Here is a 25,740-nt window from a genome sequence, read left to right on the forward strand (position 1 = left end):
TGCGTCGCCTGCGGAGCCAGCCGCACGTCCCTCAGGCGGGGTCGACCATCGGCGAGAGGGCCTCGATGATGCGGCAGTCCGCGACCGACCCGCAGCCGCACTGGCCGATGACCTCGCGCAGTTCCGCGGCGAGCCGGGCCAGGTCGGCCAGCTTGCGCTCCACGTCGGCGAGGTGGGCGCGGGCGATGATGTCGACCTCGGTGCACGAGCGCTCCCGGTCGTCGGAGAGCGCCAACAAGTCCCGGATCTGCTCCACCGTGAACCCGAGGGTGCGGCTCCGCCGGATGAAGCTCAGCCGGCGCAGGTGCTCGGGCCCGTAGAGCCGGTAGTTCCCGCTCGACCGCGCCGGCGGGGGCAGCAACCCGACCTTCTCGTACCACCGCACCGTCTCGACGCGGGTCTGCGTTGCCTCCGCGAGCCTGCCGATGGTCATGGACGCGGTTTTGCTCACGGCTTGACCCTGCAGTGACTACAGGGTGCATGTAGGCACCCGTCCCGGTCCGGTCCAGGGCTCGGACGAACGGAGCGCAGCATGAACCAGGCCGCCCCCGCGGACACCCTGTCCCCGTCCGCCCCCGGCGCGCAGGCCCTGCGCTACAGGGTCAGGGGCATGGACTGCCCGACCTGCGCCGGGAAGATCGAGACCGCCGTCTCCCGGCTGCCGGGCGTCGCGGACGTGCGCGTGAACTACGGCAGCCAAATCCTCGACCTCGCGCTCGACGAGGCCGCGACGCCGAGGACCGACTTGGAGGGGCGCATCGAGCGCCTGGGCTACGGCGTCGCGCCGCTCCCCACGGCCGCGGACCTGGCCAGGGCGCAAGCCTCGGGCGGCGCCCCGCCCGCCGAGAGCGCGGAAGAGCCCGAGCCGCCGCTCTGGCGGAGCCGGAAGGCGCTGCTGGGCATCCTCATCGGCGCCCTGTTCGCCGCCGGCTTCCTCGTCGAGCGGATCGCGCCGGGCCTGGCGGGCGAGTACGCCTACTGGCCGGGCGCGCTCGTCGGGCTCGCCTATTACGGCCGCCGGGCGGTCCTGGCGGCGTTCGCCGGCACGCCCTTCTCCATCGAGATGCTGATGTCGGTCGCGACCGCGGGGGCGCTCGCCATCCACGCCGCCGAGGAGGCCGCCATCGTCGTGCTGCTCTTCACGGTCGGCGAGATGCTGGAGGTCGTGGCGGCGGGCCGGGCGCGCGCCGGGATCAAGGCGCTCGCCGCCCTGGTGCCGAAGACCGCCCGCCTCGTCGACGGGCCCGACGGCGCCATCCGCGAGGTGCCCGCGGCGTCGCTGGCCATCGGGCAGGTCGTCGTCGTGAGGCCGGGCGACCGCGTGCCCGCCGACGGCGTGATCACCGACGGCGCGTCGAGCCTCGACGAGTCCCCCATCACCGGCGAGTCGGTCCCGAAGCCCAAGGAGGTCGGCGACCCGGTCTTCGCGGGCAGCGTCAACGCCGACGGCGCGCTGCAGGTCCGGGTCACCAAGACGGCGGCCGACAACACGGTCGCCCGCATCCTGCACCTCGTCGAGGAGGCGCAGGCCTCGAAGTCGCCCACGGCGCGCTTCATCGACCGGTTCAGCGCGGTCTACACGCCCATCGCCTTCGCGTTCGCCGCCGCGGTCGCAATCGTGCCGCCGCTGCTGCTCGGCGCCGACTGGGGCACCTGGGTCTATCGGGGCCTGGCGCTCCTCCTGATCGCCTGCCCCTGCGCGCTGGTGCTCTCGACCCCGGCCGCCATCGCGTCCGGGCTGGCCGCCGGAGCGCGGCGCGGGCTGCTCGTGAAGGGGGGCGCCGCGCTGGAGGTCATCGGGCGGGTGCGCACGGTCGCGTTCGACAAGACCGGGACGCTGACGGCGGGGCGGCCGCGGGTCACCGACATCCTGGCCCTCGCCCCGGACGCGTCGGAGCGGTCGCTTCTCGGGTTGGCCGCCGCGGTCGAGAGCGGAAGCAGCCACCCCATCGCCCGGGCCATCCTCGACCGGGCGAACACGGACGGGGTGCCGCTGCGGCCGACGCGGGACGCCCGCGCCATCCCCGGCAGGGCGGTGCAGGCCACGGTGATGGGCCAGACGGTGCTCGTCGCCTCCCCGCGCCACGCCGCCGAGAGCGCGCGGCTCGGCCCCGAGGCGGACCGCGCCGTCGCGGAGCTGGAGGCCGGCGGCAAGACGGTGGTCATCGTCGTCCGCGGCGCCGAGGCCCTGGGCGCCATCGCGGTCCGGGACGAGCCCCGCGCCGACGCGGCCGCCGGCATCGCGGCCCTGCGGAAGCTCGGCGTGCACAGCGTGATGCTGACCGGCGACAACCGCCGCACGGGCGGGGCGGTCGCGTCCGAGCTCGGCCTCGACGTGAAGGCCGAGCTCCTGCCCCAGGACAAGCTCGCCGAGATCGCGGCCCTGAAGGAGAGGGGCCCGGTCGCCATGGTCGGCGACGGCATCAACGACGCCCCGGCCTTGGCCGCCGCCAGCGTCGGCATCGCGATGGGCGGCGGCACCGACGCGGCCCTGGAGACGGCGGACGCGGCGGTGCTGAACGACCGCGTCGGCGACGTGGCCGCGCTGGTCTCGCTGTCCCGGGCGACCCTGGGCAACATCCGCCAGAACGTCGCCATCGCGCTCGGCCTGAAGGCGGTGTTCCTGGTGACGACCATCGCCGGCATCACCGGCCTCTGGCCCGCCATCCTGGCCGACACCGGCGCGACCGTCCTGGTGACGGCCAACGCGCTGCGTCTTCTGAGGGCCTGATGAGCTCTTCGTCAGGCTGGGCCGGCCGCATGGCGACCGTGGCCGTGGTCATCCTCGCCTCCACGGCCATCGACCTCGGCGCGAAGGCGGTGGCCGAGGCGTGGCTGACCGAGGGCGTGCCCCGGGGCTTCGTGCCCTTCGTCGACCTGAGCCTGTCGTTCAACCGGGGCATCAGCTTCAGCCTGTTCGCGGCGCACGATCCGTCCTCCCTCGCGCTGCTCCTCGCCCTCCAGGGTACGCTCACCTGCCTCGTCATTGCCTGGGCGCTGGCTACGACGGGCACGCTCGAACGTCTCGGGCTCGCCGCGATCGCCGGCGGGGCGGCTGGAAACTTCCTCGACCGGCTCATCGACGGCGCCGTCACCGACTTCCTCGACCTGCACACCGGCGGCATTCGCTGGTTCACCTTCAACCTGGCCGACACCTGGATTTCCGCCGGCGTCGTCCTGCTGCTCCTCGAAGGCCTTTCCGCGCGACGGAGCCATCCCGGTGCCGGGGAACCAGTCCCATGAGGGGCCCGATTCCGCCGAACCACGGCCACGACAACCTGGCATCAACCCTTCGGGCCCAGGCTCGTGCGCCCACCCCAGCGAGGCCGACATGCTGAAGACGACGACGCTCGGTCTGGCCCTCCTCCTGGCGCTGTCCGCCTGCCAGGACGGCCAGTACGCGGCCTCGACGCGCCACCTCGCGCCGATCCCGCCCGCGACCCTGGCCCTGATGTCGACCAAGGGGGTCTCGGCGGCCGACCCGATCCTGATGCGGGCCTACAAGAAGGAATCCGAGATCGAGCTCTGGAAGCGCGGCGCGGACGGCAGGTACGCCCTCCTGAAGACCTATCCGATGTGCCGCTGGTCGGGCCAGCTCGGGCCCAAGACCCGGGAGGGGGACCGGCAGGCGCCGGAGGGCTTCTACGCGGTCACGCCCGCGTCCCTGAACCCGAATTCGAGCCTCTATCTCTCGTTCGACCTCGGGTACCCGAACGAGTACGACCGCTCCCTGGGACGCACGGGCGCGCACCTGATGGTGCACGGCTCCTGCTCGTCGCGGGGCTGCTTCGCGATGACGGACGAGGCGATCTCGGAGCTCTATGCCGTGGTGCGCGAGGCCTTCGCGGGCGGGCAGCGTGCCGTCCAGTTCCAATCCTATCCGTTCCGCATGACCCCGGAGAACCTGGCCCGGCATCGGCAGGATCCGAACGTCGCGTTCTGGAGGAACCTCAAGGAGGGGTCCGACCGCTTCGAGGTGACGTGGGCCGAGCCGGTCGTCGGCGCCGCGGGCGGTCGCTACGTGTTCGATGCCGGCGGCGACGAGGCCACGGCCGGCGCGGTCGCGCGGAAGCAGGCGGACGACGAGCGGCAGGTCGCCGCCCTCGTGGCGAGCGGGACGCCGGCCGTCCGGCTGGTGTACGAGGACGGTGGCCAGCACCGGGCTTTCCGCGAGACCATGATGGCGATGGGAAACGGGCTCGGCGAGGTGAGCCGCCCCGAGGCCCTGGCCGCAGGGCCGCGCGAGGTCGCGATGCCGGCCTCGGGCCCGGTTGCCCTTGCCGGACAGCGCGAGCCGGTCCGGGGTGCGGCGGCACGCAAGCCGCCGGGGCCCGGCGGGACCGAGGCGGAGCGCCAGCGCCCCCGCAAGACCTTCGCCGCGGCGGGGGACGGGCGGGAGTGACGAGCCTGCCTTCATCCCTGCGCCGGGCCTGAGACCATGGCCATCGACGCCTCAAGCGTGGGCTTCGTGGCGGCCTTCGCGGCCGGCGCCGTGTCGTTCCTGTCGCCCTGCGTGCTGCCCCTCGTCCCGGGCTACGTGTCCTACGTCGCGGGCCAGTCGGCTGCCGGCGGGCGCGACAGCCTGCGCACGCTCGGCCTGAGCCTCTGCTTCGTGCTCGGGTTCACGACCGTCTTCGTCGCGTTCGGCGCGGGGGCGAGCGCGCTCGGCTTCGCCCTGCTCGCCCATCGCGAGGCGCTGAACCTCGCCTCGGGCCTCCTCGTGATCCTGTTCGGCCTGTTCACGGCCGGTCTGCTGCGGCCCGCCTGGCTGCAGCGCGAGCTGCGCTGGCACGGCGATCCGCCGGGGCGAGGGCCGGTCGCCGCCTATCTCCTCGGAACGGCCTTCGCCTTCGGATGGACCCCCTGCATCGGTCCCGTCCTCGGCGCCATCCTGGCGGTCACGGCCTCCTCGGCCTCGGGCAAGGGCGTCGCCCTGCTCACCGTCTACTCGCTCGGCCTCGGCGTGCCGTTCGTGGCCGCGGCCCTGTTCCTGTCCGGCTTCGTCGCGCGCCTTCGGACCCTGCGCTGGTTCGGCCGTGCCCTTCAGGTGGTCGGCGGCGGCGTCATGGTGGCGATGGGTCTGCTGATGATCACCGACCGCATGACCGCCGTGGCCGCCCTCATCCTGGAGGCCTTCCCCGCGCTCGGGCGGATCGGTTGAGCCGGGCGAGCGCGCAGGCGCCCGCGCGGCGGCAGAGGCAGCCGCCGAGGCAGGGCGTCGTTCGCGCGGAGCGGGTCAGCTTCGTGGCCGCCGGCGCGGGATCCGGACCTCGCCGTCCCCAACCCGGGGACGGAACGACGGCGGGTCAGGAACGTAGGGAGGCGCGCCTCAAGCGAGCTTCGCGCGCGGCGCGGATCGGCGCGAGGCGGTCGCGCAGGGCCTCCATCCGAGCGATCTTCTCGCCGAAGGTCAGGGCGGCGAGCTCGCGGCGCCCTTCCGCTTTCCGAGCAAGGATGTCGGACCGGTCGGGATAGGCAGCGGTCGAAGCGTTCTTCATGACACCGTCGACCCTACGGCGCACCGATCCGCGACGCCAACCACCGGGCGGAAGGCCTGCCACTTCTCGACCGGCTTGATCCGTACCGACACGGGGGCCGGGCCGTTCAGCCAAGCTGACGCGTCGCCCTTCCCGCGATCCGGCGGGCATAGAGGAGGCCGCCGGCGCCCGCGTCAGGCGTACGGGACCGCTGCCGACGGCATCCGTGCGAGGCCGCATGCCTGCCCGGCCGCCCCTCAGCGCCGCCGCCATCGTTCCCGCAATGTTCCCTTTCCGGTCCGGGTGCCCTACCCTCTTGCGACGCGGGCCGGCACCATGCGGAAACGAATCCGTGGACAACGGCCGGAATCGGACGTGACGGGCGGGAGAGCCGGAACGTAGACCATGCGTCATGCGGTTGTGGGAGGCGGCGGAGCCGGCGTCGCCGCGGGGACAGGACCGAGGATGGGCGAGCAACTCGACTGGACGGCCCTTCTGAATTCCCGGCGTCGCAAGCCGAGGCCCGGCGGGAAGGCGCACGAACCGAGGCTGGGCGAGGATCGGACCCAGCACGAACGCGATCACGACCGCATCCTGTTCTCCACCCCGGTGCGGCGCCTCCAGGACAAGACGCAGGTCTTCCCGCTGGAGCGCAACGACAGCGTCCGCACGCGGCTGACCCACAGCCACGAGGTGGCGAACATGGCGCGGAGCATGGGGACCACCCTGGCCTTCGTCCACGGCGAGGCGCTCGGCTTCCCGGCGTCGGTCGAGCCCCTGCGCAACGTGCCGGCCCTGCTGGAGGCCATCGGGCTCGCCCACGACCTCGGCAACCCGCCTTTCGGGCACCAGGGCGAGACCGCGATCCAGACCTGGATGAAGCGTCACGCGACACCCCGTTCGGAGGAGCCGGGCTCCTTCGCGATCTTCGACGCGCCGGGCCTGACCGAGCCGATGCGCCGGGACTTCCTGGCGTTCGAGGGCAACGCGCAGGCGTTCCGCTTGCTGACCCGGCTGCAGATCCTGAACGACGATTTCGGGCTCAACATGACCTACGCCTTCCTGGCGGCCCTGATGAAGTACCCCGTGCCCTCGGACGCGGTCGACAAGTCGTCCCATGCCCGGAAGAAGTTCAACTTCTTCCAGTCCGAGGCCGGCATCGCCGCGGAGGTCTGGGCGGAGACCGGGCTGCGCCAGGGCGTGCGGCATCCGCTGACCTTCGTGATGGAGGCTTGCGACGACATCGCCTACTCGGTCGTGGACGTCGAGGACGCCGCCAAGAAGAACCTGATCAACTTCAACGTGCTGACGGCGTGGCTGCGCCACGATGCCTGCGACGACGAGGTCACCCTCGGGGTCTGCGAGCGGGCGGAGCGCTACCATGCCGACTTCCGCGACGAGGGACTCTCGCCCGGGGAACTCGACGACATCTCGATGCAGATGTTCCGCGTCGACGCCATCGGGACGATGGTCCGGGCGGCCGTCGGGGCCTTCGTCGCCAACCGGGACGCCATCATGGCCGGCGCGTTCGACAGGGAGTTGATGGCGGCCTCGGACGCCGTCGTGCTGTGGACCTCGCTCAAGCGCTTCGCGAAGTTCCACGTCTACCGCCACCGCAGCGTCCTTGAGGTCGAGCTCGCCGGCCACCGCACGCTCCACGAGCTCATGGACATGTTCTGGACGGCCGTGGTCGAGCGCAAGGACCCGGACGACCTGAGGTCGGATCGCGAGGCCCTGCCGGCCTACGTCTACTCCCGGATCTCGGAGAACTACCGGCGGGTCGCCGAGGCTCCGGGCAACCGGATGCCGATGCGCTACCGGGAGTTGCAACTCATCACCGACATGATCTCGGGCATGACCGATACCTTCGCGGTATCGCTGCGCGACGACCTGGGGCGGCACCATGGCTGACCCGGGCAGGCGCGCCCGGGACGGGGCCGAGCTGGGCCGGCGGATGCGGGCCTTCCTCGCGGACGAGGCCCGTGGCGGCGACGAGATCGCGGACCTGATCGGCCACCTGGGCCAGGCCGGCGAGGTCGCCATCTTCGGGGGCATGCCCCGCGACATCGCCTGGGGCGGGGCCGACGCGTTCGGGTCGGACGTGGACCTCGTCGTGGACACCGCGCCGGGGCGCCTGGCGGAGCTGCTGCGCGACGGCCGCGCCGTGCGCAACCGTTTCGGCGGGTACCGGATCGCCGGCCGCCGGCACTCCTACGACGTCTGGGCCCTCCCCTCCACCTGGGCGGTGCGCACCGGCCACGTCCGCGCGACGCGCCTGGCCGACCTCGTCCACACGACCTTCTTCGACCGGGACGCCGTGCTGTACCTGTGCGGCTGCCACCGGGTTCACCACGGCCCGCGGTTCGCGGCCTGGCTGGGTCACGGCACGGTCGACATCAACCTGGAGGAAGACCCGAACCCGCGCGGCACGGCGCTCCGGGCGCTGCGCATCCTCCTCGAACCCGGGCAGGCCGTCGGCCCGAGGCTGGCCGACTACCTGCGCCGGATGGCGACGGCGCCCGGCCACCATCTCGACGCGGATACCGTGTCGCGGCTCGCCGCGGCGGCGAACCTTGCCGGCGCGCCGTCCCGGCCTGTCGGACCCGTGGCGCAGCGCCGGTGCAGCCCTGCCGAGGGCCGGGCTCGGGCACGGGATTGGCGCGCCGACCCTGCTGGGCGCAGGGGTGGCCGTGGCGAGCGGTGAGGCGCGGTCCATGGCAGGGCGCGAACCGGGGGCCGGCCGAGCCCGGGAAGGCCTTCTGTTGCTCGGATCGGCCGTGGCGCTGGCGGCCGCCGCGATGCAGTTCGTCCAGGTGGGCTGGCCGGCCCTCGTCACGGGCGCGACGGTCCTCCTGGTCGGCTGGATGAGCCTCGGACGCCGTTCGGGCGACCGCGCGACGGGCGCGGGCGCGACCACGGAAGCCGCGAGCGCGCCGGTCGACCCCGCGCCGTCCACGATCCATGCTCCGCCTGACCCGCCTGACCTCGCCATCCCCGCGACCCCCCTGCCCGCCCCGCCCGAGGGACCGCGAGACACGTTCGGTCGACGGCCCCCCGAGGCGGTTGCCTCCGAGGCGCACGTCGAGCCTGCCTTCACGGTCACGCCCCTACCCGACGATCCCGCGCCCGTGCCGCAACCCTCGCCGGAGGGGCGCGGCAAGCGGGGCCGGTCGGCGCGCTGGGTCCCTCCCGGCGAACCGGTCGAGATCCAGGGCCTGACGGTGACGGGAGGGCTGATCTACGTCGGCGAGAAGCTCGGGTCGGATCCGTGGCGCAGGGAGAACTGCCTGATCGATCCCGCGCTTCCCGTGGCGAAGGCGGGGCGGGGCTCGGCGACCGGCCTGACCTACTGGTGCCGGTACGACGGGCTGAACCCGGCGGGCCGCCGCGCCTACCTGGACTGGCTGGCCGGGGGGCGCTCCGACCCCGCGGCCAGCATCGCGCTCGTCTTCCTGTACTTCTACGGTCTGGAATACCGGCTGTTCAAGGAAGGGGTCGCGGCCGACGCGCCCGTGCTGGTCGCGGAGGTCGAGCGCCTGCGCGCGATCTACGGGGCGAACAGCTCGTTCCAGGCCTATGCGCGGAGCTTCGTCGAGGCCGCCCGGCTGTTGGTGCCCGCGGCGGAGGAGCGGCGTCCCGAGCTGAACCTCGACCCGAATTTCTACAGCTACGAACTGCCGCTCGCCGTCAGGGTCCATCTCGGCCGGAAGCTGGCCGACGGCCAGCCCCTCGACGCGGACGACGCCCTCCTCTGGCTGGCGGGCCTGCCCGACCGCGGCTTCCGCACGCCGGTGACGCGATGCCCGGACGAGTTCGCGGCGCTCTGGCGCCTCCGGTTCCCGGCCAAATACCCGAAGGGACTCAAGGTCGGCGCGCCGAAGGCGCGGATCAAGGCGTCCTATCGAGCCGCCAGTTCGACGTTCCAGGTGGACCTCAAGGCGCCGGGGTCCCTGCCCGATATCGCTGCCGTCTCCGCCCCCGTGAGGAAGCTCCGCGAGCTCGTCGAGGCCTGCACCGACGAGCTCGATGCGTTCAGCCGCTTCGTCGGCAGGCGCCCGGACGCCCGCGGGAGCGTGCAGGCGGCCCTGCTCCTGCCGCCGGACCTGGCCTGCGCAGGCGACGCGTGGACGGCCGTCGGCGAGCGCTGCGAGGCCCTGTTCGCCGCCGGAGCGGCCATGCCGGCCACGTCCCTGCGCCGGCTGCTTGAGGTGATGGAGATCCCGCTGCCGGAGGAAGGCCGCGTGCCGCAGGCCGGCGTGACGCAGCTCTGCCAAGCGCTCGACCGGGTCGGCATCGGCATCGAACCGGACCGCCGCTACGGGCCGGAACCTCGCGCCGGCGCCTCGGCCTCGGACGCCGATGCGGCGGTCGTCCTGTTCAAGGGGGCCGCCGGGGCACCGGTCGACGCGACACGCCCCGAGTACCTGGCGCTGCGCGGCGTCATCGAGGCCGCATGCCTCGCCGCGGCGTCGGACGGCGCGGTGTCCCAGGGCGCCGCCGACGGGATGCTCGCCGCGATCCGGGGCACCGATACCCTCAGCCTTGCCGAGAAATCCCGCCTGACCGCCTACGCCCTGTCGATCCACCGCAACCCGCCGAAGCCGCAGGGGATCCTGAGGCGGTTGGCGGGCCGCCCCCTGTCCGAGCGCCAGGCCTGCGCGCGGGCGGCGCTCGCGGCCGTCATGGCCGGCGGTCAAGCCAAACCCGCGGAGGTGCGGTTCCTCGAACGGTTGCACGCGTTCCTCGCGCTGCCGGCCGACGGGATCTACGCCGCCCTGCATCGCGGGCCGCTCGGGTCGGCCGCGTCGGCGGAGCCGCGGGGCGCCGACGGGAGCCAACCGCGCGGGGACGTCGGCGACCGCGCTTCCGGGCGCGTCGTCATCGACGCATCGCGGCTGGAGCGCGTTCGCCGCGAGACGCAGGCGGTCGCAAGCCTGCTCTCGGACATCTTCGTCGAGGACTCGGCGCCCGGGTCAGGTGCGGGCACGGTTTCGCCGCCGGGTGGCGTCGCCCCGGAAGCGCCCGCGCCGGCACCGGCGGACACGGGCCCGGCCGGGCTCGATCCGGCCCATGCCGGCCTGCTCGCCGCGGTCGCCGCATCCCCGGACCCGATGCCGCGCGAGGCGTTCGACCGGGCGGCCCGCGCGAACGGCCTGTTTCCCGACGGGGCGCTTGAGACCATCAACGAATGGGGCTTCGAGCGCTTCGACGAGGCCTTGATCGAGCACGACGACCCGGTCACCATCGCGGCCCACCTTCGCCTCCACCTGCTCCCCAGCACCACCGCCTAGCCCCATGCAGCCAGCCCCGACCATCCGCCCGCGGGACCGTGACGCGATCCTGCAGGCCCTCTCGGCCGGCGTCGTGCCGCGCACGGGCCTGCGCCACGTCCAGGTCGGGCGCGCCGCCGAGATCGCCGCCCTGGTGCGCGACATCGACCGCGTCGCCGACGAGGGGTCCTCGATCCGGTTCGTGATCGGCGAGTACGGGGCCGGGAAGACCTTCTTCCTCAACCTGGTCCGGCTCGTCGCCCTCGAACGCAAGCTCGTCACCGTGCACGCGGACCTCGCGCCGGACCGCCGCTTGCACGCCAGCGCGGGGCAGGCGCGGGCCCTCTACGCCGAGGCCCTGCGCAACATGGCGACCCGCACCAAGCCGGACGGGGGCGCCCTGGGCAGCGTCGTCGAGCGCTTCGTCACGGACGCGGTCAAGGAGGCGCAACAGGCCGGCCTGCCCGTCGAGCGGGTCATCGACCGCAGGCTCGCGCCGCTCCAGGACGAGGTCGGGGGCTACGACTACGCGGTCGTCCTGAAGGCGTACTGGCGCGGGAGCGAGGACGGGAACGAGGCGCTGAAGGCGGCGGCCCTGCGCTGGCTCCGCGGCGAGTTCTCGACGCGGACCGAGGCCCGGCAGGCGCTGGGCGTGCGGACCATCGTCGACGACGACAACGTCTACGACGCGCTCAAGCTGCTCGCCGCCTTCGTCCGGCTCGCGGGCTACGGCGGCCTGTTCGTCGTCTTCGACGAGCTGGTCAACCTGTACAAGCTCCAGAGCGCGCAGGCGCGCAACCAGAACTTCGAGCAGGTCCTGCGCATCCTCAACGATGTGCTGCAGGGGAACGTGCGCGGGCTCGGCCTGGCCCTGGGCGGCACGCCGGAATTCCTGCTCGACACCCGCCGCGGGCTGTACAGCTACCAGGCGCTCCAGAGCCGGCTGGCGGAGAATGCCTTCGCGAAGGGCGGCCTGGTCGACCTGTCGGGCCCGGTGATCCGGCTGCAGAACCTGACCCCGGAGGACATGCTGATCCTGCTGTCGAACATCCGGGCGGTGTTCGCCGGCGGCGACCCCGCCAGGCACCTCGTGCCGGACGAGGCGCTCGGCGCCTTCATGGGTCACTGCAACGACCGGATCGGCGAGGCCTACTTCCGGACGCCGCGCAACACGATCCGCGCCTTCGTTCAATTGCTTGCCGTCATCGAGCAGAACCCCGGCACGGGCTGGAAGGAGCTGCTCGGGCACGTCGAGGTCCGCAGCGACGACCAGGCAGATGACGCCGGGGCGGACGCCGACGTCCCCTCCAGCCCGGCGCCCGGCGATGAGCTCGTCAGCTTCCGCCTCTGAGCGGCGCCTCCGCGACGGGGCCTTCGACCGCCTCGCCCCGGAGGTCCGCTCCTGGATCCGGGAGCAGGGTTGGACGGGGCTGCGGGACATCCAGGCGCGCGCGATCGACGCCGTCCTCGACGGCGGTGACGACGTGTTGGTCGCCGCGGCGACGGCGGCCGGCAAGACCGAGGCGGCCTTCCTGCCCATCCTGACCCGGATCGCCGGCCGGGCCGAACCCGGCCTGGCGGTGCTCTACGTGAGCCCCCTGAAGGCGCTCATCAACGACCAGTTCCAGCGGCTCGACCAGCTCTGCGAGCGGATGGAGATCCCGCTTGTCCGCTGGCACGGGGATGCGCCGCAATCGGCCAAGGCGCGGATGCTGGCCAAGCCGGCCGGCATCGCCCTGATCACCCCGGAATCCGTCGAGGCCCTGCTGATCCGGCGTCCCGCCGATGCCAGTCGATTGCTGGCGGCGTTGGATTTCGTGGTCGTCGACGAAGTGCATGCCCTCCTGTCGGGCCCACGGGGGCTCCACCTGGCGTCGCTGCTGAGACGTGTCGAGGCCCTCGGCGCGCCGGGCAGGACGCGACGGGTCGGCCTGTCGGCCACCATCGGCGACGCCGAGGCTGCGGCGGCCTGGCTTCGCCCGACCGCGCCGGAGCGCGTCCGCCTGCTCCAGGACGGCGGGGCCGGCCTGGACCTCCAGCTTCGGATCCTCGGCTACCTGGAGCCGCTCGACGCCGACGGCACCGACGGGGCCGAGGCGGAGGGCGCGGCCGGCGCAGGGCCGGTGCCGGCACTCGACGCGATCACGGACCACCTGTTCGCCTCGCTGAGGGGCAGCAACAACCTGGTCTTCGGCGGCTCCAGGCGGCTGGTGGAGGCCCTCTCCGACAGGCTGCGGCGCCGGGCCGAACGGGGCGAGGTCCCCAACGAGTTCTTCCCGCACCACGGCAACCTCTCCAAGGAGTTGCGCGAGGAGCTCGAAAGCCGCCTCAAGGACGCGTCCCTGCCGACCACCGCGGTCTGCACCTCCACCCTGGAACTGGGCATCGACATCGGCTCGGTGCGGTCCGTCGCCCAGGTCGGCGCGCCCCGCTCGCTGGCGTCGCTGCGGCAGCGCCTGGGCCGGACGGGGCGGCGGCCGGGCGTGCCCGCCATCCTCCGGATCTACGTCCGCGAGCAGGAGCTCGACACGCGCTCCTCGGTCCTCGACGAGCTTCGCCAGGACGCGGTGCGCGCGGTCGCGGCCATCCGCCTGCTCGCCGCCCGCTTCGTGGAGCCGCCGCTGGCCAGCGACGCCGCGCTCGCGACCGCCCTGCTGCACCAGGTCCTGTCCGTGATCGCGCAGCGCGGCGGCGCCCGGGCCGACGCGCTCCATCGGCTTCTCTGCGGTCCCGGGGTGTTCGCCTCGGTGACGCCGGGCGACTTCGCGGAGCTGCTGCGCGGCGCGGCCCGGACGGGGGTGGGCCTCATCGAGCAGGCGCCGGACGGCACGCTGCTCCTGGGCGAGCGCGGCGAGCGCCTCGTCCACGCGCGCGAGTTCTACGCCCTGTTCGACAGCGGGGCGGAGTGGCGCCTGGTCGCCGGGACCCGGGCGCTCGGCACGATCCCGCTCACCAACGCGGTCGCCCAGGGCACCCTGGTCGTCTTCGCCGGGCGCCGCTGGCTGGTCGAGGAGGTGGACGAGCGGGCCCACGTCCTGCAGGTCTCCGCGCACCGGGGCGGGGTGATCCCGAAGTTCGAGCGGCTGTTCGCCGAGCCCACGCACGACCGCCTCCTCGCGGAGATGCGCGGCGTCTTCGAGGCCGACGACGTGCCGGCCTACCTCGACGCGCGGGCCCGCACCTTCCTCGCGGAGGGGCGGTCGGCCTACCGCCGCCTCGGTCTGGGACGCTCCCGGATGGTGCACACCGGGCGCGACCTTCACCTCTTCGCGTGGCGCGGCAGCGCGACGTGCGACGTCCTGGCGGTCATCCTGTCGATGCTCGGGTTGCCGGCGGAGCCGCACGACCTTGGCGTCACGCTCCCCGGGGTGAGCCCGGACGACGCCCGAGCGGTCCTGCGCAGGGTTGCGAGCATGGTGCCGGGCGATTTCGCGGCCGTCGCGGAGTTCGTCGGGACCATCCAGACCGCGAAGTACGACGAGCATGTTCCGGAGACGCTGCTGCGGCGCTTCTGGGCCCGGCGAAACGAGGGCGTCCTGGCGCGGATGCCGGGCTTGGCCGCCGAGATGCTCGACGGCGTGCCCGAAGCCTGACGCCCGGTGACGGGCGCGGCCGAGCGGGCCCAGGGGAAGCTGGCGACCCCGAGCGGGCCGCGCTGGGCACGGGCGCGCCGGGAAGAGCGCGCAAGCTCGCGCCCGGGCGCGGAGCCAAAGCCTCGGCCATCGTCAGGTTCGAGCAGGTTGTGCACGGCTGGGCCGGGGCGACTCGTACGAGCTTGACCGTTTCTTCAGCCTCGCCGGAGATGGGTGACGGTCGACGGTCGGGGAAATGATTCGCATGATGGCGCGCCGGACGGTGGTGATCCAAGGCCGCCTCGCCATGTCGGACGGCCGGCTGGCCGCCGCGCGCCGGTCCGACCATGGCGTCCAGCTCATGCCCGTGGAGCGCATGGTGGCGCGCCTCGCCGGGGGCTTCGCGCGACCGGTCGACGACGAGACGCTCAAGAGCCTTCTGCCGGCCGCCCTCGCCGAAACGGACCTCGGCGAGCTCGATCCCATCAAGACGCTGCCGGGCATGGTCGACGCCGCCGCCGAGACCGTGCGGAAGGCGTGGCTGGCCGCCTTCGACCTGGCGCGGTCGGCCGACCCGGCCGACCGGACCGCCTCGGTCCGGCGCCTGGAGGAGGCCGTCCTCGCCCGCCTGCCGGCCGGGATGATGCGGCCCGTCGACCTCGCCGAGGCCGCGCGGGCGCGTCTCGCCCACGCGCCGCGGGTGCTCGGGCCCGTCGAGATCGTCGGGCTCCCGGACGTGCCGCCGTGCTGGCGCGGCCTCGTCGCATCCCTGGTCGCGCACGTTCCCGTGACCTGGGTGGCGGGGCCGCGCTCCGTCCCGGATTGGGTGGAGGCGGCCGGCATCCGCGTCGTCACGTGCGCGCCGGAACGGCCGGCGGTCGCGGTCTGCAGCGCGGCGACCCCGAGGCACGAGGTCCTGGAGGCGCTGCGCTGGGCCCGCGAGCTGATGGCGTCCGGGCAGGCCGCGCCCGCGGACATCGCGGTCGCGGCCTGCCGCACCGAGGAGTACGACGACGTCGTGCTCGCGCTCCGGGCGGAGGCGAACCTCGACGTGCGCTTCGTCCACGGGGTGCCCGCCGCCAGCGTCCGCGAGGGGCAGGCCGCGGCCGCCCTCGCCGACGTCCTGGTCAGGGGGATCTCGCAGGACGGCGTCCGCCGCTTGGCGGCCCTCCTGCGCGACGGCCCCGGTCCCTTCGCCGCGTTGCCCGAGCGATGGACCCGCGTCCTTCCGCGCGAGGCGCCGCTGACCGACCCGACGGCCTGGGAACGGCTGCTGAACAGCCTCCGGGCAGAGGATTTCCCGGACGGGCAGGACCACGTCCCGGCGCTGCGGGACGTCGTGGGCGTGCTCGTGCAGGGCGTGTCGGTCGCGGCGGAGGCGGGAGAGCGCTTCCTGCACGGCCTGGCGCTCCGGATCTGGCGCAAGGCCTTGATCGAGGGGGCGCCGGCCGTCGTCGACCTGACGCTGGGACGCCTGCGCATCGACGACGGGGCGGACGCCTGCGCCTCGGTCGTCTGGGCCCCCGCCTCGGCGCTGGCCGCCGCCCCGCGGCGCTTCGTGCGCCTGCTCGGGCTGAGCTCGCGCGGCTGGCCGCAGGTCAGCGCGGAAGATCGGCTGCTGTCGGACCATCTCGTGCCGTCCCGTCTTCTCGACCCCTTCCCCAGGCCGCTGGCCGACAGGAGCGACTTCCGCGCGATTCTGGCCACCAGCGCCGGGGCCGTCGTGCTGTCCCGGCCGCGGCGCGGCCCCGACGGGCGCCTGCTCGGGAGGAGCCCGCTGCTGCGCGAGTTCGGCGCGGCCGAGACCTACCTGGGGCGCAACCGCGTCCCGGCCCACGCCGTGGGCGAGGTCGACCGACTCATGGCCCGGCCGGCGGAGTTCCGCGCGACGGCCCCGGCCATCTGCGCGGCGGGCTGCTGGCGGGCCTGGGGCCGGGCGGAGCTGACCGCGCACGACGGGCGCGTCCGGCCGGACCACCCGGTCGTGCTCGCGATCCTGGATCGCACCCATTCCGCCCGGTCGCTGCGCAAGCTCCTGCGCGACCCGCTGGGCTTCGTCTGGACCTACGGGCTCGGCCTGGAGACGGCCGACGCGGCCGCGGAGCCGCTCACGCTCGGTCATCAGGCCTTCGGCAACCTCCTGCACGAGGTGCTCGAACGCGCGGTGGTCGCCCTGGAGGCGGATGGCGGCTTCGCCCCGTCGACGGACGCGGGCAAGCGCCGGGCGCTGGCCGCGGTCCTCGCCACCGTCGCCGAGGTCTGGGAGCGCGAGCGCCCGATCCCGCCGCGGCTGATCTGGCGGCGGACCCTGGACGAGACGGCCGCGCTCGCCCTGGCCGCGCTCACCCACCCCGACCAGCCTCTCCTCGGGCAGGGAAGCTGGGTCGAGGTCCCGTTCGGCGGGCAGCCGCCGAAGCGCGACCACCACCCCCTCCCCTGGGACAGCGACGCCACGGTCACGATACCCGGCACCGGTTTCCGGATCTCCGGCTACATCGACCGGCTCGACCTGTCGCACGACCGCGGCAGCGCGCGGGTGCGCGACTACAAGACCGGCAAGCCCCGCGAGGCGGGGACGGTCCTCGACGGCGGCCGCGAACTGCAGCGGTGCCTGTACGGCTACGCCACCCGCGTGCTCCTCGGCGCGGACGTGTCGATCGATGCCTCGCTGCACTTCCCGCGGGAATCCCTGTGCCTCCGGCTCGAACGGCCGGACGAGGCCCTCGACGAGCTGGCCACGTATCTCGTCGCGGCCGGCGCGAGCCTGCGGGCCGGCAACGCCTTCGCCGGCCCCGATGCCCGGGATGCCTGGAACGACCTGGCCTTCGCGCTGCCGGCGAACGCCGACAAGACCTACTGCCCGCGCAAGCACGACCTGGTGACGACGGCGCTCGGCGAGGCCGCCCGCGTCTGGGAGGCCGCCTGATGACCGCCCACGACCGGGGCCTCGCCGACGCGGCCCAGCGCGCGCTCGCCATGACCGCCCACGACAGGTCGCTGCTCGTGGAGGCCGGGGCCGGATCCGGGAAGACGGCGCTGATGGCCGGCCGCATCGCCATGATGCTGGCCGCGGGCGTCGCCCCCGGATCCATCGCGGCGGTCACCTTCACGGAACTCGCCGCCAGCGAGCTGCTGGAGCGCGTCGGCGAGGTCGTCGGCCGGCTGGTCGAGGGGCAGGTCCCGGAGGAGCTGCGGGTCGTCCTCCCGAACGGGTTGTCTCCGGATCAGCGAGCCCGGCTGGTCGAGGCCGGCGAGCATCTCGACGCGCTGGCCTGCACCACCATCCACGGGTTCTGCCAGCGCCTGGTCAAGCCCTACCCGGTCGAGGCCGACATCGACCCGGGCGCCCGGGTCGCCGACGAGGCGGAGGCGGACGGCATCTTCCAGGATCTGCGCGACGGCTGGCTCCGCGAGTGCCTCTCCGGCGGCGGCGGCCTCGTCGCGGAGATGGTTCTGGCCGACCCCGACGCGGCGCTGGCGGCCATCGACCGCGTGGCCGGCTGCCTGCGCGAGGGGCGCGCGGTGGGCACCGCGCCGGCGGAACCCCTCCCCGACCTGGTGCGGGCCTTCGGCGCCAGCGTGCAGGCCTTCGCGGACTTCCAGCGGAGCTGCGGGGTTTCCGAGGGCGAGACCGCCGCGAACGTGCGGGCGTTCCAGGCGATGGCCGCGCGGCTGCCGGACACCGGCGTCGCCGACGCCGACCTCGTCGCCATCCTGACGGCGGCGGCGGAGGCGAGCCTGTGCAAGGCGGACGGCGACTTCGCGAAGTACCGCGGGGGCAAAGGCAAGTGGGCCGGCGCCGCCAAGCTGGTCGGCCTTCCGAAGACGGAGGCCGACCGGCTCCAGGCGTCGGCCGAGCGCCTGCACGTCGCGTGCTGCGAGGCTTGGCGCCGGCTGAAGGCCAACGCCGCGAGCGAACTCCTGGCCAGGCTCGTCGGAACGGTGCGGACCGTTCTCGACCGGTACCAGGCCCGAAAGCGCGACGGCGCCCTGCTCGATTTCGACGACCTGATCGCCGCGGCCGCCACGCTGCTCCGCGCGCACGAGACCGTGCGGCAGGCGCTGGGGCGCCGCTACCGCCACGTCCTGGTCGACGAGTTCCAGGACACGGACCCGATTCAGACGGAGATCCTCTGGCGGCTGTGCGGCGAGCTGCCCGACGGCGCGGCCGACGCGTGGACGGAACGCGTGCTGCGGCCGGGCGCGCTGTTCCTGGTCGGCGATCCGAAGCAGGCGATCTACCGCTTCCGCGGGGCGGACGTGTCGACCTACGTCCGGGCGCGCGACCGCATCCTCGCGCGCTCGCCCGACGACGTCCTCGCGATCTCGACGAACTTCCGGTCCTGCCGCTCGATCCTCGCCTACGTGGACGAACGCTTCGGCGACATCCTGAACGGGGTCGGGCAACCCGGGTTCGCGGCGCTCGACGCCTTCCATCCCGACCACGACCGCGGACCCTGCATCGCGGCGCTCGACGTGCCGGCCGGTGCCGACGGGGCGAAGCGGACCGCGGAGGCGCTGCGCGACGCCGAGGCGGAAGCGGTCGCGGACCTTTGCGCGCGCCTGATCGGGCACCAGCTCGTGACCTGCAAGCGCGCGGGCACCCGCACGCTCCGGGCCGGCGACATCGCGCTGCTGGCACCGAGCGGGAGCGACCTCTGGCGGTACGAGGAGGCGCTTGAGGCCAGGGGCATCCCCGTCTCGACCCAGGCCGGCAAGGGCTTCTTCCGGCGGCAGGAGGTGCATGACCTGATCGCGCTGACGCGGGTGCTCGCCGACCCGCGCGACACGCTCGCGCTCGGGGCCCTGCTGCGGGGGCCGGCCGTCGGCCTGACCGACGAGGAGTTGCTCGACCTCGTCGACGGACTGCCGCGCGACCCGGAGCGCCCGGAGAGCGTCCCCAGGCTGCGCCTGCACGTCGATGTCGCGCAGGTGAACCATCCGGTGGCCCGGCCGGTGCTGGAACGGTTGCAGGCCCTGGCGAAGCGGGCGCTCGGCACGACACCGCACGACATCCTCAGCCAAGCCGTCGACGCGCTCATGCTGCGCCCGGTGGTGCAGCAGCGTCACGACGGCCACGCCGAGAGGGCGCTGGCCAACATCGACCTGTTCCTGGAAATGTCGCGCCCGTTCGCCGTGCGCGGCCTGCGGGCCTTCGCGGGGGCGATGAGGGCGGCCTGGGAGGGCCGGACGCGCACGGTCGAGGGCCGGCCGGACGCGCAGGAGGCCGCGGTCTCCTTGCTCACCATGCACGCGTCCAAGGGGCTCGAATGGCCCGTCGTGATCCCGATCAACACCACCACCCGGACCAAGGCCGTCTCCGGAGCCCTGGTCGACCGCGCCTCGAACTGTCTCTACTGCCCGGTCTTCGGGGTGCGCCCGGCCGGTTACGACGAGGCGCTGGAGGCCGAGAAGCGCGAGGTCGGGAACGAGCGGGTCCGCCTCTGGTACGTGGCGGCGACGCGGGCCCGCGAGACGCTGGTGCTCACGCGGTTCGCCGAGCCGGGCGCCAGCACGTCCTGGTCGGCGGTGGTCGACCTCGGGCTGGCGGATTTGCCGTCCATCGACGTGGAGCGGCTGCCGGTCGGGACGCCGGCCGTCGCGCCGGAATTCGCGAACGGTCAGACACGGGAAATCTTCGCCGCCGAGGCCGCCGCCGTCGCCCGGCAGCGCCGCTTGCGCTGGATCGTCCCCAGCCGCGGCGATGCGGCGGGTCCCGAGACGTCCGGCGCCCCCGGCCTGGTCGAGGGCGGTACCGACGGCGGGCGCGGACCCGGGGGACGGCCGACAGGCAGCCGGGAGCGCGGCATCCTCATCCACAAGCTGCTGGAGGAGATCCTCACGGGCGAGGCGAGCGAAGGCGACGATCTCGGACGGCGCGCCGGGCTCCTCGCCCGGCAGCTCGGTCTCGGAACCGGCGACGCTGCCGGGGCCGAGGTCGACCTGGCCGAGGTCGCGGCCAGCGTGACCCGGGCGCTCGGCCTTCCCGAGATCGCCGGGATCCGCGAGCGCCTCCAGGCCGAGTTGCCCGTGTTCGGGTTCGAGAGCCTCGCCGACGAGGACCAGGCGACGGCGGGCGTGGTGGACGCGATTGCCTGCGACGCGGTCGGCAAGCCGGACATCGTGGTGGACTGGAAAAGCGACGTGGATCCTGCGGAGGCGGTCCTCGCCGACTACCGGCGTCAGGTGGCCCGATACCTTCTCACGACGGGCGCGCGCCTCGGCCTGATCGTCTTCGTGACGAGCGGCCGGGTCGTCCCGGTGACCCGCGCCGCGATGGCCGACGTCGGGGCTGGATGAGCGACGAGGAAGAGCGGCCGGGCTTCCGCAGGCCGCTGCGCGGGCATCACCCGGCCTGTTCGGAAGGCCGCCATGTTCCCGGAACGGAGGGTCCGGTGCCGATGCCTGGGGAGAAGCCTTGCCTCGACGTGGGAGCCTGCGCCTTCGCGAACGGCGGAGGAAGGCACTCATCACTTGCCAGGTCAACGCGGCTCGGCCTGCTCCGGCTCGTGAATGAGCAAGGACGCAGAGTGTGAGCAAGTTCAAGCGGTTGACAGCGGATCCCCGGGTCTGCGTGAAGAGCGCAGGAAACAGTCCGTTCCCGGGGATCGGCAGGCTCGGTCGCTGGCCGGCGCCGACGGGCGTGGGCGGGCGCGTGTGCTCTGCCCGTCCCGGTGCGGCCGACGCCGCCGTCCCGTGCTGGCCGCGGCGCGGACCATGAACCCGTTGCGCGAGAGCGACCTGCCGGGCGGTCTCCCCCGAGCGCGTGCCGAGCCCGCCGCTGCCGACTGAATTCCGGTGGCGCCGCCTTGAGACGTCCATCAGAGAGCTTCCCGGACGGCTTCGAGCGCGCGCTCCCGCCCGCAGGCGCGGTTGTCCTGCGTCCCACGGTGGACTCACCGGCTTCGACGGATGATGCTCCCGCGGGAAACATGCGATGCCGGGCGAAGATGTCGAGCGCGTTACGCGCCGGCCACGTCTGCCTGCCCGGCATCGCCAGGGTTGGGAATTCCTGTCAGAGCCACCATGTTAGTGCCAGCTAAAACAGGGTTGTCTAATACAGGGCGGCCGACGTCGATGGATGCGGTGACAACGACCGACCTGCTGCGCCTTCAGGACAAGGCGGCCGATGCCGCGCGCCTGCTGCGCCTTCTCGCGAACGAGAAGCGTCTCCTCATCCTATGCCTGCTGGTCGCCCGGGGCGAGATGGACGTGACGAGCCTGGCCGAGGCGGTGGACCTCAGCCAATCGGCCCTCTCGCAGCATCTCGCCAAGCTGCGCGAGGACGGGCTGGTCGCCTTCCGGCGCGAGAGCCAGACGCTCCACTATCGCCTGGAGGATCCCCGCGCCGCGCGCCTGCTCGCGATGCTCAAGGACATCTTCTGCCCGGAGGCGGGCTGATCGGGTAACCAGGGCTCCGCCAGGCGCGCGCTCCGCCGCGTCGGCGGCTTGGCCGTCCACCCAGCGCCGCCGTGACGGCCTGGTCGACCCGGCTGCCACGGTCGTCGGCTCCGGGGCCAACCGGATCGGAACCCCCGGCGTGCCCGCAGGGCGTCGCGCTCGACATCGATCGCCCGGGCGGCCCGAAGGTCGAGGCGCCTCAGGACAGGCAACGGCGGGCCCCAGTCCTGGACGGCGTGAGGCGGCAGAAAGGCGGCCACGGCCGCCGGGAGCCGTGACCGGCGCCGGTCCGTGACCGCTCCCGAGAGCCATCCCGGCCAGCGTCGCCGCGTTGGCCGCCGACGTGGGCCCGCGATCCCATTCCCGTCCAGTTCGCGCGACCGCCGGCCGCTCGCCTCGGGATGCCCCCGTGCCAGCGGAGGCTCTCGTGAAGCGCCGCCTCGATCCGGCGGTTCACGCCAGGGGCGGTGTGGAGCGCGGCCCGTTCCGCCGTCTCCCCGCCATCCCTTGACATTTAATTAGATATTTCTAATTTAGACATCACTAATCTGGTGGCGCCGTCGCTGGACGCTGCCGCTCACGACGGCCACGCCCCCGGCGCCTGAGGGATCGCTCCAAGCCTGCGCGAGACGCCCGGCACCGCGGTCCAGGAGTGAGTGCCATGGATACCTTCACCCCGCTTTCCGCCGTTTTCGGCGGTCTCATGATCGGCGCCTCCGCAGCGCTCTTCCTGATACTCAACGGCCGCATCGCGGGCGTCAGCGGCATTCTGGGCGGCCTGCTGCCGCCGAGCAGCGGCGGGATCGGCTGGCGCGCCGCCTTCCTCGCCGGCCTGCTTCTCGCGCCCCTCGTCCACGCCGGCCTCGGCGGCGGCAGGCCGCCCGTGGCGGTCGAGGCCTCGCTCCCGCTCCTCGGGCTTGCGGGATTGCTGGTCGGTTTCGGCGCGCGGCTCGGAGCCGGCTGCACCAGCGGCCACGGCGTCTGCGGCGTCGGCCGCGGCTCGCCCCGCTCCCTCGTGGCGACCGGCACATTCATGGCCGCCGCCGCCGTGACGGTCTTCGTCACGCGTCACCTGATCGGAGCCTGACCATGTCCAGGATCGTGTCCGCGTTCGCGGCCGGCCTGCTGTTCGGGCTTGGCCTCATCGTCTCCGGCATGGCCAACCCGGCCAAGGTCCTCGCCTTCCTCGACGTGACCGGCCGCTGGGACCCGAGCCTCGCCTTCGTCATGGCGGGTGCCGTCACGGTCTCGGCCGCCGGTTACCGCATCGCGACGCGCCGGGGCCGGCCAGTGCTCGCGCCCAAGCTGGAGATCCCGACGCGGCGCGACCTCGATCCGCGCTTGCTGACGGGCGCCGCGGTCTTCGGCATCGGCTGGGGCTTGGCCGGCCTCTGCCCCGGGCCGGCGCTGACCCTCCTCTCGGTCGTGCCGACCCGGGCCGCGGTCTTCGTCGCCGCCATGGTCGTCGGCATGCTGCTGTTCCAGGCCCTGCCATCCGCCGTCTCCCGGCAAGCGGCGTCCACCTCTGCCGCGCCGGCGGATGCGTGATGGCGAGCTTCGTCACCTTCGGCCTGGCGGCGGGCTCGGGTGGGCTCGTCGGCGTGGTCCTCGGCCTCGTCGGCGGAGGCGGCTCGATCCTGGCAGTGCCCCTCCTGACCTACGCGGTCGGCGTGAACTCGCCCCATGTCGCCATCGGCACCAGCGCCCTGGCGGTCTCGGTCAGCGCGGCCGGCAACCTCGTCCCGCAGTGGCGGGCCGGGAACGTGAAGTGGCGGTGCGCAGGGGCGTTCTCGCTCGCCGGCGTCCTCGGCGCCCTGGCCGGCTCGGCCGCGGCCAGGGCGGTCGACGGGCAGAGCCTGCTCGCCCTGTTCGGGTTCGTGATGCTGGCGGTCGGCGGCCTGATGCTGCGCCGGCGGCGCGGCGAGGGCGATCCGGACGTGCGCCTGACCAAACGGAGCGCCCCGGTGCTCCTGCCCTGGCTGCTCGGCATCGGGTTCGCGGTGGGCCTGTTCTCCGGCTTCTTCGGAATCGGCGGAGGCTTCCTGATCGTGCCGGGCCTGATGCTGGCGACGTCCATGCCGCTGCCCATGGCCATCGGCACCTCGCTGGTGGCGGTCAGCGCCTTCGGGGCGGCCACCGCCGCGAGCTACGCGGTCTCCGGCCTGATCGATTGGACGCTGGCCGGGCTGTTCATCCTGGGCGGCGCGCTCGGCGGCCTCGTCGGCTCCCGCCTCGGCCAGCGTCTCGCCGGGCACAAGCGAGCCCTGACCATCACCTTCGCCGGCCTGATGATCCTGGTCGGCCTCTACGTCGTCGCGCGCGGCCTGCCAGCCTTGCTCGGTCGGGCGTGACGTCCGGAGCCCCGAAGCCGTTCATCCCGAACCGGAGGAATGCATGTCAGACCTGACCGCAACGTCCCTGCACGGACGCCCGCTCGTGACGGGCTTCTACGAGCAGCGCACGGGCAGCGTGCAGTACGTCGTCGCCGATGCGGAGACGAAACACTGCGCCATCGTCGACCCGGTGCACGACTTCGATCCGAAGTCGGGGGCGACCGCCACCCGCTCGGCCGATGCCCTGCTCGCCCATATTGCGCGCGCGGGCTACAGGCTGCAGTGGATCCTCGACACGCACCCGCACGCCGACCACTTCTCGGCGGCCGGCTACCTGCACGACAGGACGGGCGCGCCGACCGCCATCGGCGAGAAGGTCGTCGAGGTGCAGAAGCTCTGGAAGGGGCTCTACAACCTGCCCGAGACTTTCCCGGCGGACGGCTCGCAGTGGGATCGCCTCTTCGCCGACGGCGAGCGCTTCCGGATCGGCAACCTGGACGTCGAGGTGCTGTTCACGCCGGGCCACACCCTGGCCTCCGTCGCCTACCGGGTCGGCGACGCCGCCTTCATCCACGACACCTTGTTCATGCCCGACAGCGGCTCGGCGCGGGCGGACTTCCCGGGCGGCAGCGCGCGCACGCTCTGGCGCAGCATCCAGCGTATCATGGCGCTGCCGGACGCGACGCGGCTGTTCACCGGCCACGACTACCGCCCCGATGGGCGCGAGGCGGCCTGGGAGAGCACGGTCGCCCGGCAGCGGGCCGACAACAAGCACCTGACGGAGACGGGGAGCGAGGGGGCGTTCGTGCGGATGCGCGAGGCGCGCGACCGCGAGCTGCCGATGCCGAAGCTCATCCTGCATTCGCTGCAGGTGAACATCCGCGGCGGGCGCCTGCCCGAACCCGAGGCGAACGGCAGGCGCTACCTGAAGATCCCGCTGGACGCCCTCGACGGCGCGGCTGGGGGCGAGTGACGGAGGTGACCATGACCACGAAGAGCGCGAAGGACCTGGTGGCCGCGGCCAACCGCACGGTGGAGACCCTGTCGGCCGAGGAGGCGCTGAAGAGGCTCAGCCAGCCCGACACGGTGCTCGTCGACGTGCGCGAGGGCGAGGAGGTGGCCAAGAGCGGCAAGATCGCCGGCGCGGTCCACGTGCCGCGCGGCTTCCTGGAGTTCCAGGCCGATCCGGCGAGCCCGACCCACAAGGTCGAGCTCGGGCGTGGCAAAAGGCTGGTCCTCTACTGCGGGTCGGGCAATCGCTCGGCCCTGGCCGCCAAGGCGCTCCAGGAGATGGGGCTCGGCCCCGTCGCACACGTCGCCGGGGGCTTCCCCGCGCTGGAGAAGGCTGGCGGACCCGTCGAGCGGACGTGAGCGCGGGCGGCAGGGCCGCGTCTTCCTGACCAAGTGGCCCAGGGGCAGCACCGTGCGCCGTGACGGCCCCGGGCGCGTGGGCGCCGTTCGTTGCCGCTGCCGTCCCGGTACCGACGGACGGCGGATGCCCGGGAGCCGGGTTCGAAATCCGCGTCCGGCCGCCAATCCCTCACCTGTGACCAGGAGAGGCCGGGGAGCGCCCTAGGCCGACCTGTCGCGAGCGGCCGCGGCACCCGTGCCTGATCGTGCCGGCCGGTGGGGCTGACAGCACCCGGCATCCGACGAGACATCGGGCTAGGCTGGCCCCGCGCCCCGA

Annotated in this window: 19 protein-coding genes; 17 read left to right on the forward strand and 2 right to left on the reverse strand. The window is 73.5% G+C overall.

The genetic code is table 11. The features are described 5' to 3' along the window. Positions 1–31 precede the first annotated feature (31 nt). Positions 32–433, reverse strand: a complete 402-nt coding sequence (locus MFF22_RS03140; protein WP_012752942.1) for a MerR family transcriptional regulator — start codon at positions 431–433, stop codon at positions 32–34. Between the two features lie 99 nt (positions 434–532). Between MFF22_RS03140 and MFF22_RS03145 the strand changes: the two genes are divergently transcribed. The 4 genes from MFF22_RS03145 to MFF22_RS03160 all read left to right on the forward strand — a co-directional run bounded on the left by MFF22_RS03145 (position 533) and on the right by MFF22_RS03160 (position 5,161). Beyond that, the gene (locus MFF22_RS03145; RefSeq protein WP_012752941.1) at positions 533–2,731 is read left to right on the forward strand and encodes a heavy metal translocating P-type ATPase; all 2,199 of its coding nucleotides are present in this window, start codon (positions 533–535) and stop codon (positions 2,729–2,731) included. Further along, complete coding sequence (lspA, locus tag MFF22_RS03150) at positions 2,731–3,243, forward strand: signal peptidase II (protein WP_009864915.1); 513 nt, start codon at positions 2,731–2,733, stop codon at positions 3,241–3,243. Before MFF22_RS03145 ends, lspA begins: the two co-directional genes overlap by 1 nt. 88 nt (positions 3,244–3,331) lie before the next feature. Further along, positions 3,332–4,402: a L,D-transpeptidase family protein gene (locus MFF22_RS03155; protein ID WP_012752939.1), complete on the forward strand. Its 1,071-nt coding sequence runs from the start codon at positions 3,332–3,334 to the stop codon at positions 4,400–4,402. Positions 4,403–4,438: 36 nt separating this feature from the next. Next, positions 4,439–5,161, forward strand: a complete 723-nt coding sequence (locus MFF22_RS03160) for a cytochrome c biogenesis CcdA family protein (RefSeq protein ID WP_012752938.1) — start codon at positions 4,439–4,441, stop codon at positions 5,159–5,161. A 145-nt stretch (positions 5,162–5,306) separates the two neighbouring features. Here the strand turns inward: MFF22_RS03160 and MFF22_RS03165 are convergent, their stop codons facing one another. Beyond that, positions 5,307–5,498: a hypothetical protein gene (locus tag MFF22_RS03165; protein WP_009861980.1), complete on the reverse strand. Its 192-nt coding sequence runs from the start codon at positions 5,496–5,498 to the stop codon at positions 5,307–5,309. A 444-nt stretch (positions 5,499–5,942) separates the two neighbouring features. Between MFF22_RS03165 and dgt the strand changes: the two genes are divergently transcribed. The 13 genes from dgt to MFF22_RS03230 all read left to right on the forward strand — a co-directional run bounded on the left by dgt (position 5,943) and on the right by MFF22_RS03230 (position 25,424). After that, the gene (gene dgt, locus MFF22_RS03170; protein WP_012752937.1) at positions 5,943–7,388 is read left to right on the forward strand and encodes a dGTP triphosphohydrolase; all 1,446 of its coding nucleotides are present in this window, start codon (positions 5,943–5,945) and stop codon (positions 7,386–7,388) included. Next, a complete protein-coding gene (locus MFF22_RS03175) occupies positions 7,381–8,181 on the forward strand; it encodes a hypothetical protein (RefSeq protein ID WP_012752936.1) in 801 nt (266 codons plus the stop codon). The genes dgt and MFF22_RS03175 overlap by 8 nt, the downstream gene beginning before the upstream one ends. A 58-nt stretch (positions 8,182–8,239) precedes the next feature. Further along, positions 8,240–10,768 carry a tellurite resistance TerB family protein gene (locus MFF22_RS03180; protein ID WP_238231525.1) on the forward strand — a complete coding sequence of 843 codons (2,529 nt, stop codon included), beginning with the start codon at positions 8,240–8,242 and terminating at the stop codon, positions 10,766–10,768. A gap of 4 nt (positions 10,769–10,772) precedes the next feature. Further along, a complete protein-coding gene (locus MFF22_RS03185) occupies positions 10,773–12,098 on the forward strand; it encodes an ATP-binding protein (protein ID WP_066925038.1) in 1,326 nt (441 codons plus the stop codon). Next, on the forward strand, positions 12,073–14,340 hold the full coding sequence (locus tag MFF22_RS03190; RefSeq protein WP_012752933.1) for a DEAD/DEAH box helicase: 2,268 nt from the start codon (positions 12,073–12,075) through the stop codon (positions 14,338–14,340). Before MFF22_RS03185 ends, MFF22_RS03190 begins: the two co-directional genes overlap by 26 nt. A 244-nt stretch (positions 14,341–14,584) precedes the next feature. After that, on the forward strand, positions 14,585–17,245 hold the full coding sequence (locus MFF22_RS03195) for a PD-(D/E)XK nuclease family protein (RefSeq protein WP_153874040.1): 2,661 nt from the start codon (positions 14,585–14,587) through the stop codon (positions 17,243–17,245). After that, positions 17,245–20,619, forward strand: a complete 3,375-nt coding sequence (locus MFF22_RS03200) for a UvrD-helicase domain-containing protein (RefSeq protein ID WP_012752931.1) — start codon at positions 17,245–17,247, stop codon at positions 20,617–20,619. The genes MFF22_RS03195 and MFF22_RS03200 overlap by 1 nt, the downstream gene beginning before the upstream one ends. 777 nt (positions 20,620–21,396) lie before the next feature. After that, the gene (locus MFF22_RS03205; RefSeq protein WP_238247525.1) at positions 21,397–21,720 is read left to right on the forward strand and encodes an ArsR/SmtB family transcription factor; all 324 of its coding nucleotides are present in this window, start codon (positions 21,397–21,399) and stop codon (positions 21,718–21,720) included. A gap of 661 nt (positions 21,721–22,381) precedes the next feature. Next, positions 22,382–22,807, forward strand: coding sequence for a YeeE/YedE family protein (locus MFF22_RS03210; protein ID WP_012752929.1), 426 nt, complete (start codon positions 22,382–22,384; stop codon positions 22,805–22,807). Positions 22,808–22,809: 2 nt separating this feature from the next. Further along, positions 22,810–23,268, forward strand: a complete 459-nt coding sequence (locus tag MFF22_RS03215) for a YeeE/YedE family protein (RefSeq protein WP_012752928.1) — start codon at positions 22,810–22,812, stop codon at positions 23,266–23,268. Further along, positions 23,268–24,071: a sulfite exporter TauE/SafE family protein gene (locus tag MFF22_RS03220; RefSeq protein ID WP_012752927.1), complete on the forward strand. Its 804-nt coding sequence runs from the start codon at positions 23,268–23,270 to the stop codon at positions 24,069–24,071. Before MFF22_RS03215 ends, MFF22_RS03220 begins: the two co-directional genes overlap by 1 nt. A 43-nt stretch (positions 24,072–24,114) precedes the next feature. After that, entirely contained in the window at positions 24,115–25,026 is a 912-nt protein-coding gene (locus tag MFF22_RS03225; RefSeq protein WP_012752926.1) for an MBL fold metallo-hydrolase, read from the forward strand. A gap of 11 nt (positions 25,027–25,037) precedes the next feature. Continuing rightward, entirely contained in the window at positions 25,038–25,424 is a 387-nt protein-coding gene (locus tag MFF22_RS03230) for a rhodanese-like domain-containing protein (protein ID WP_043766164.1), read from the forward strand. Positions 25,425–25,740: the final 316 nt, after the last annotated feature.

This window comes from Methylobacterium persicinum (genome assembly GCF_022179525.1).
Taxonomy (GTDB): Bacteria; Pseudomonadota; Alphaproteobacteria; order Rhizobiales; family Beijerinckiaceae; genus Methylobacterium; species Methylobacterium persicinum.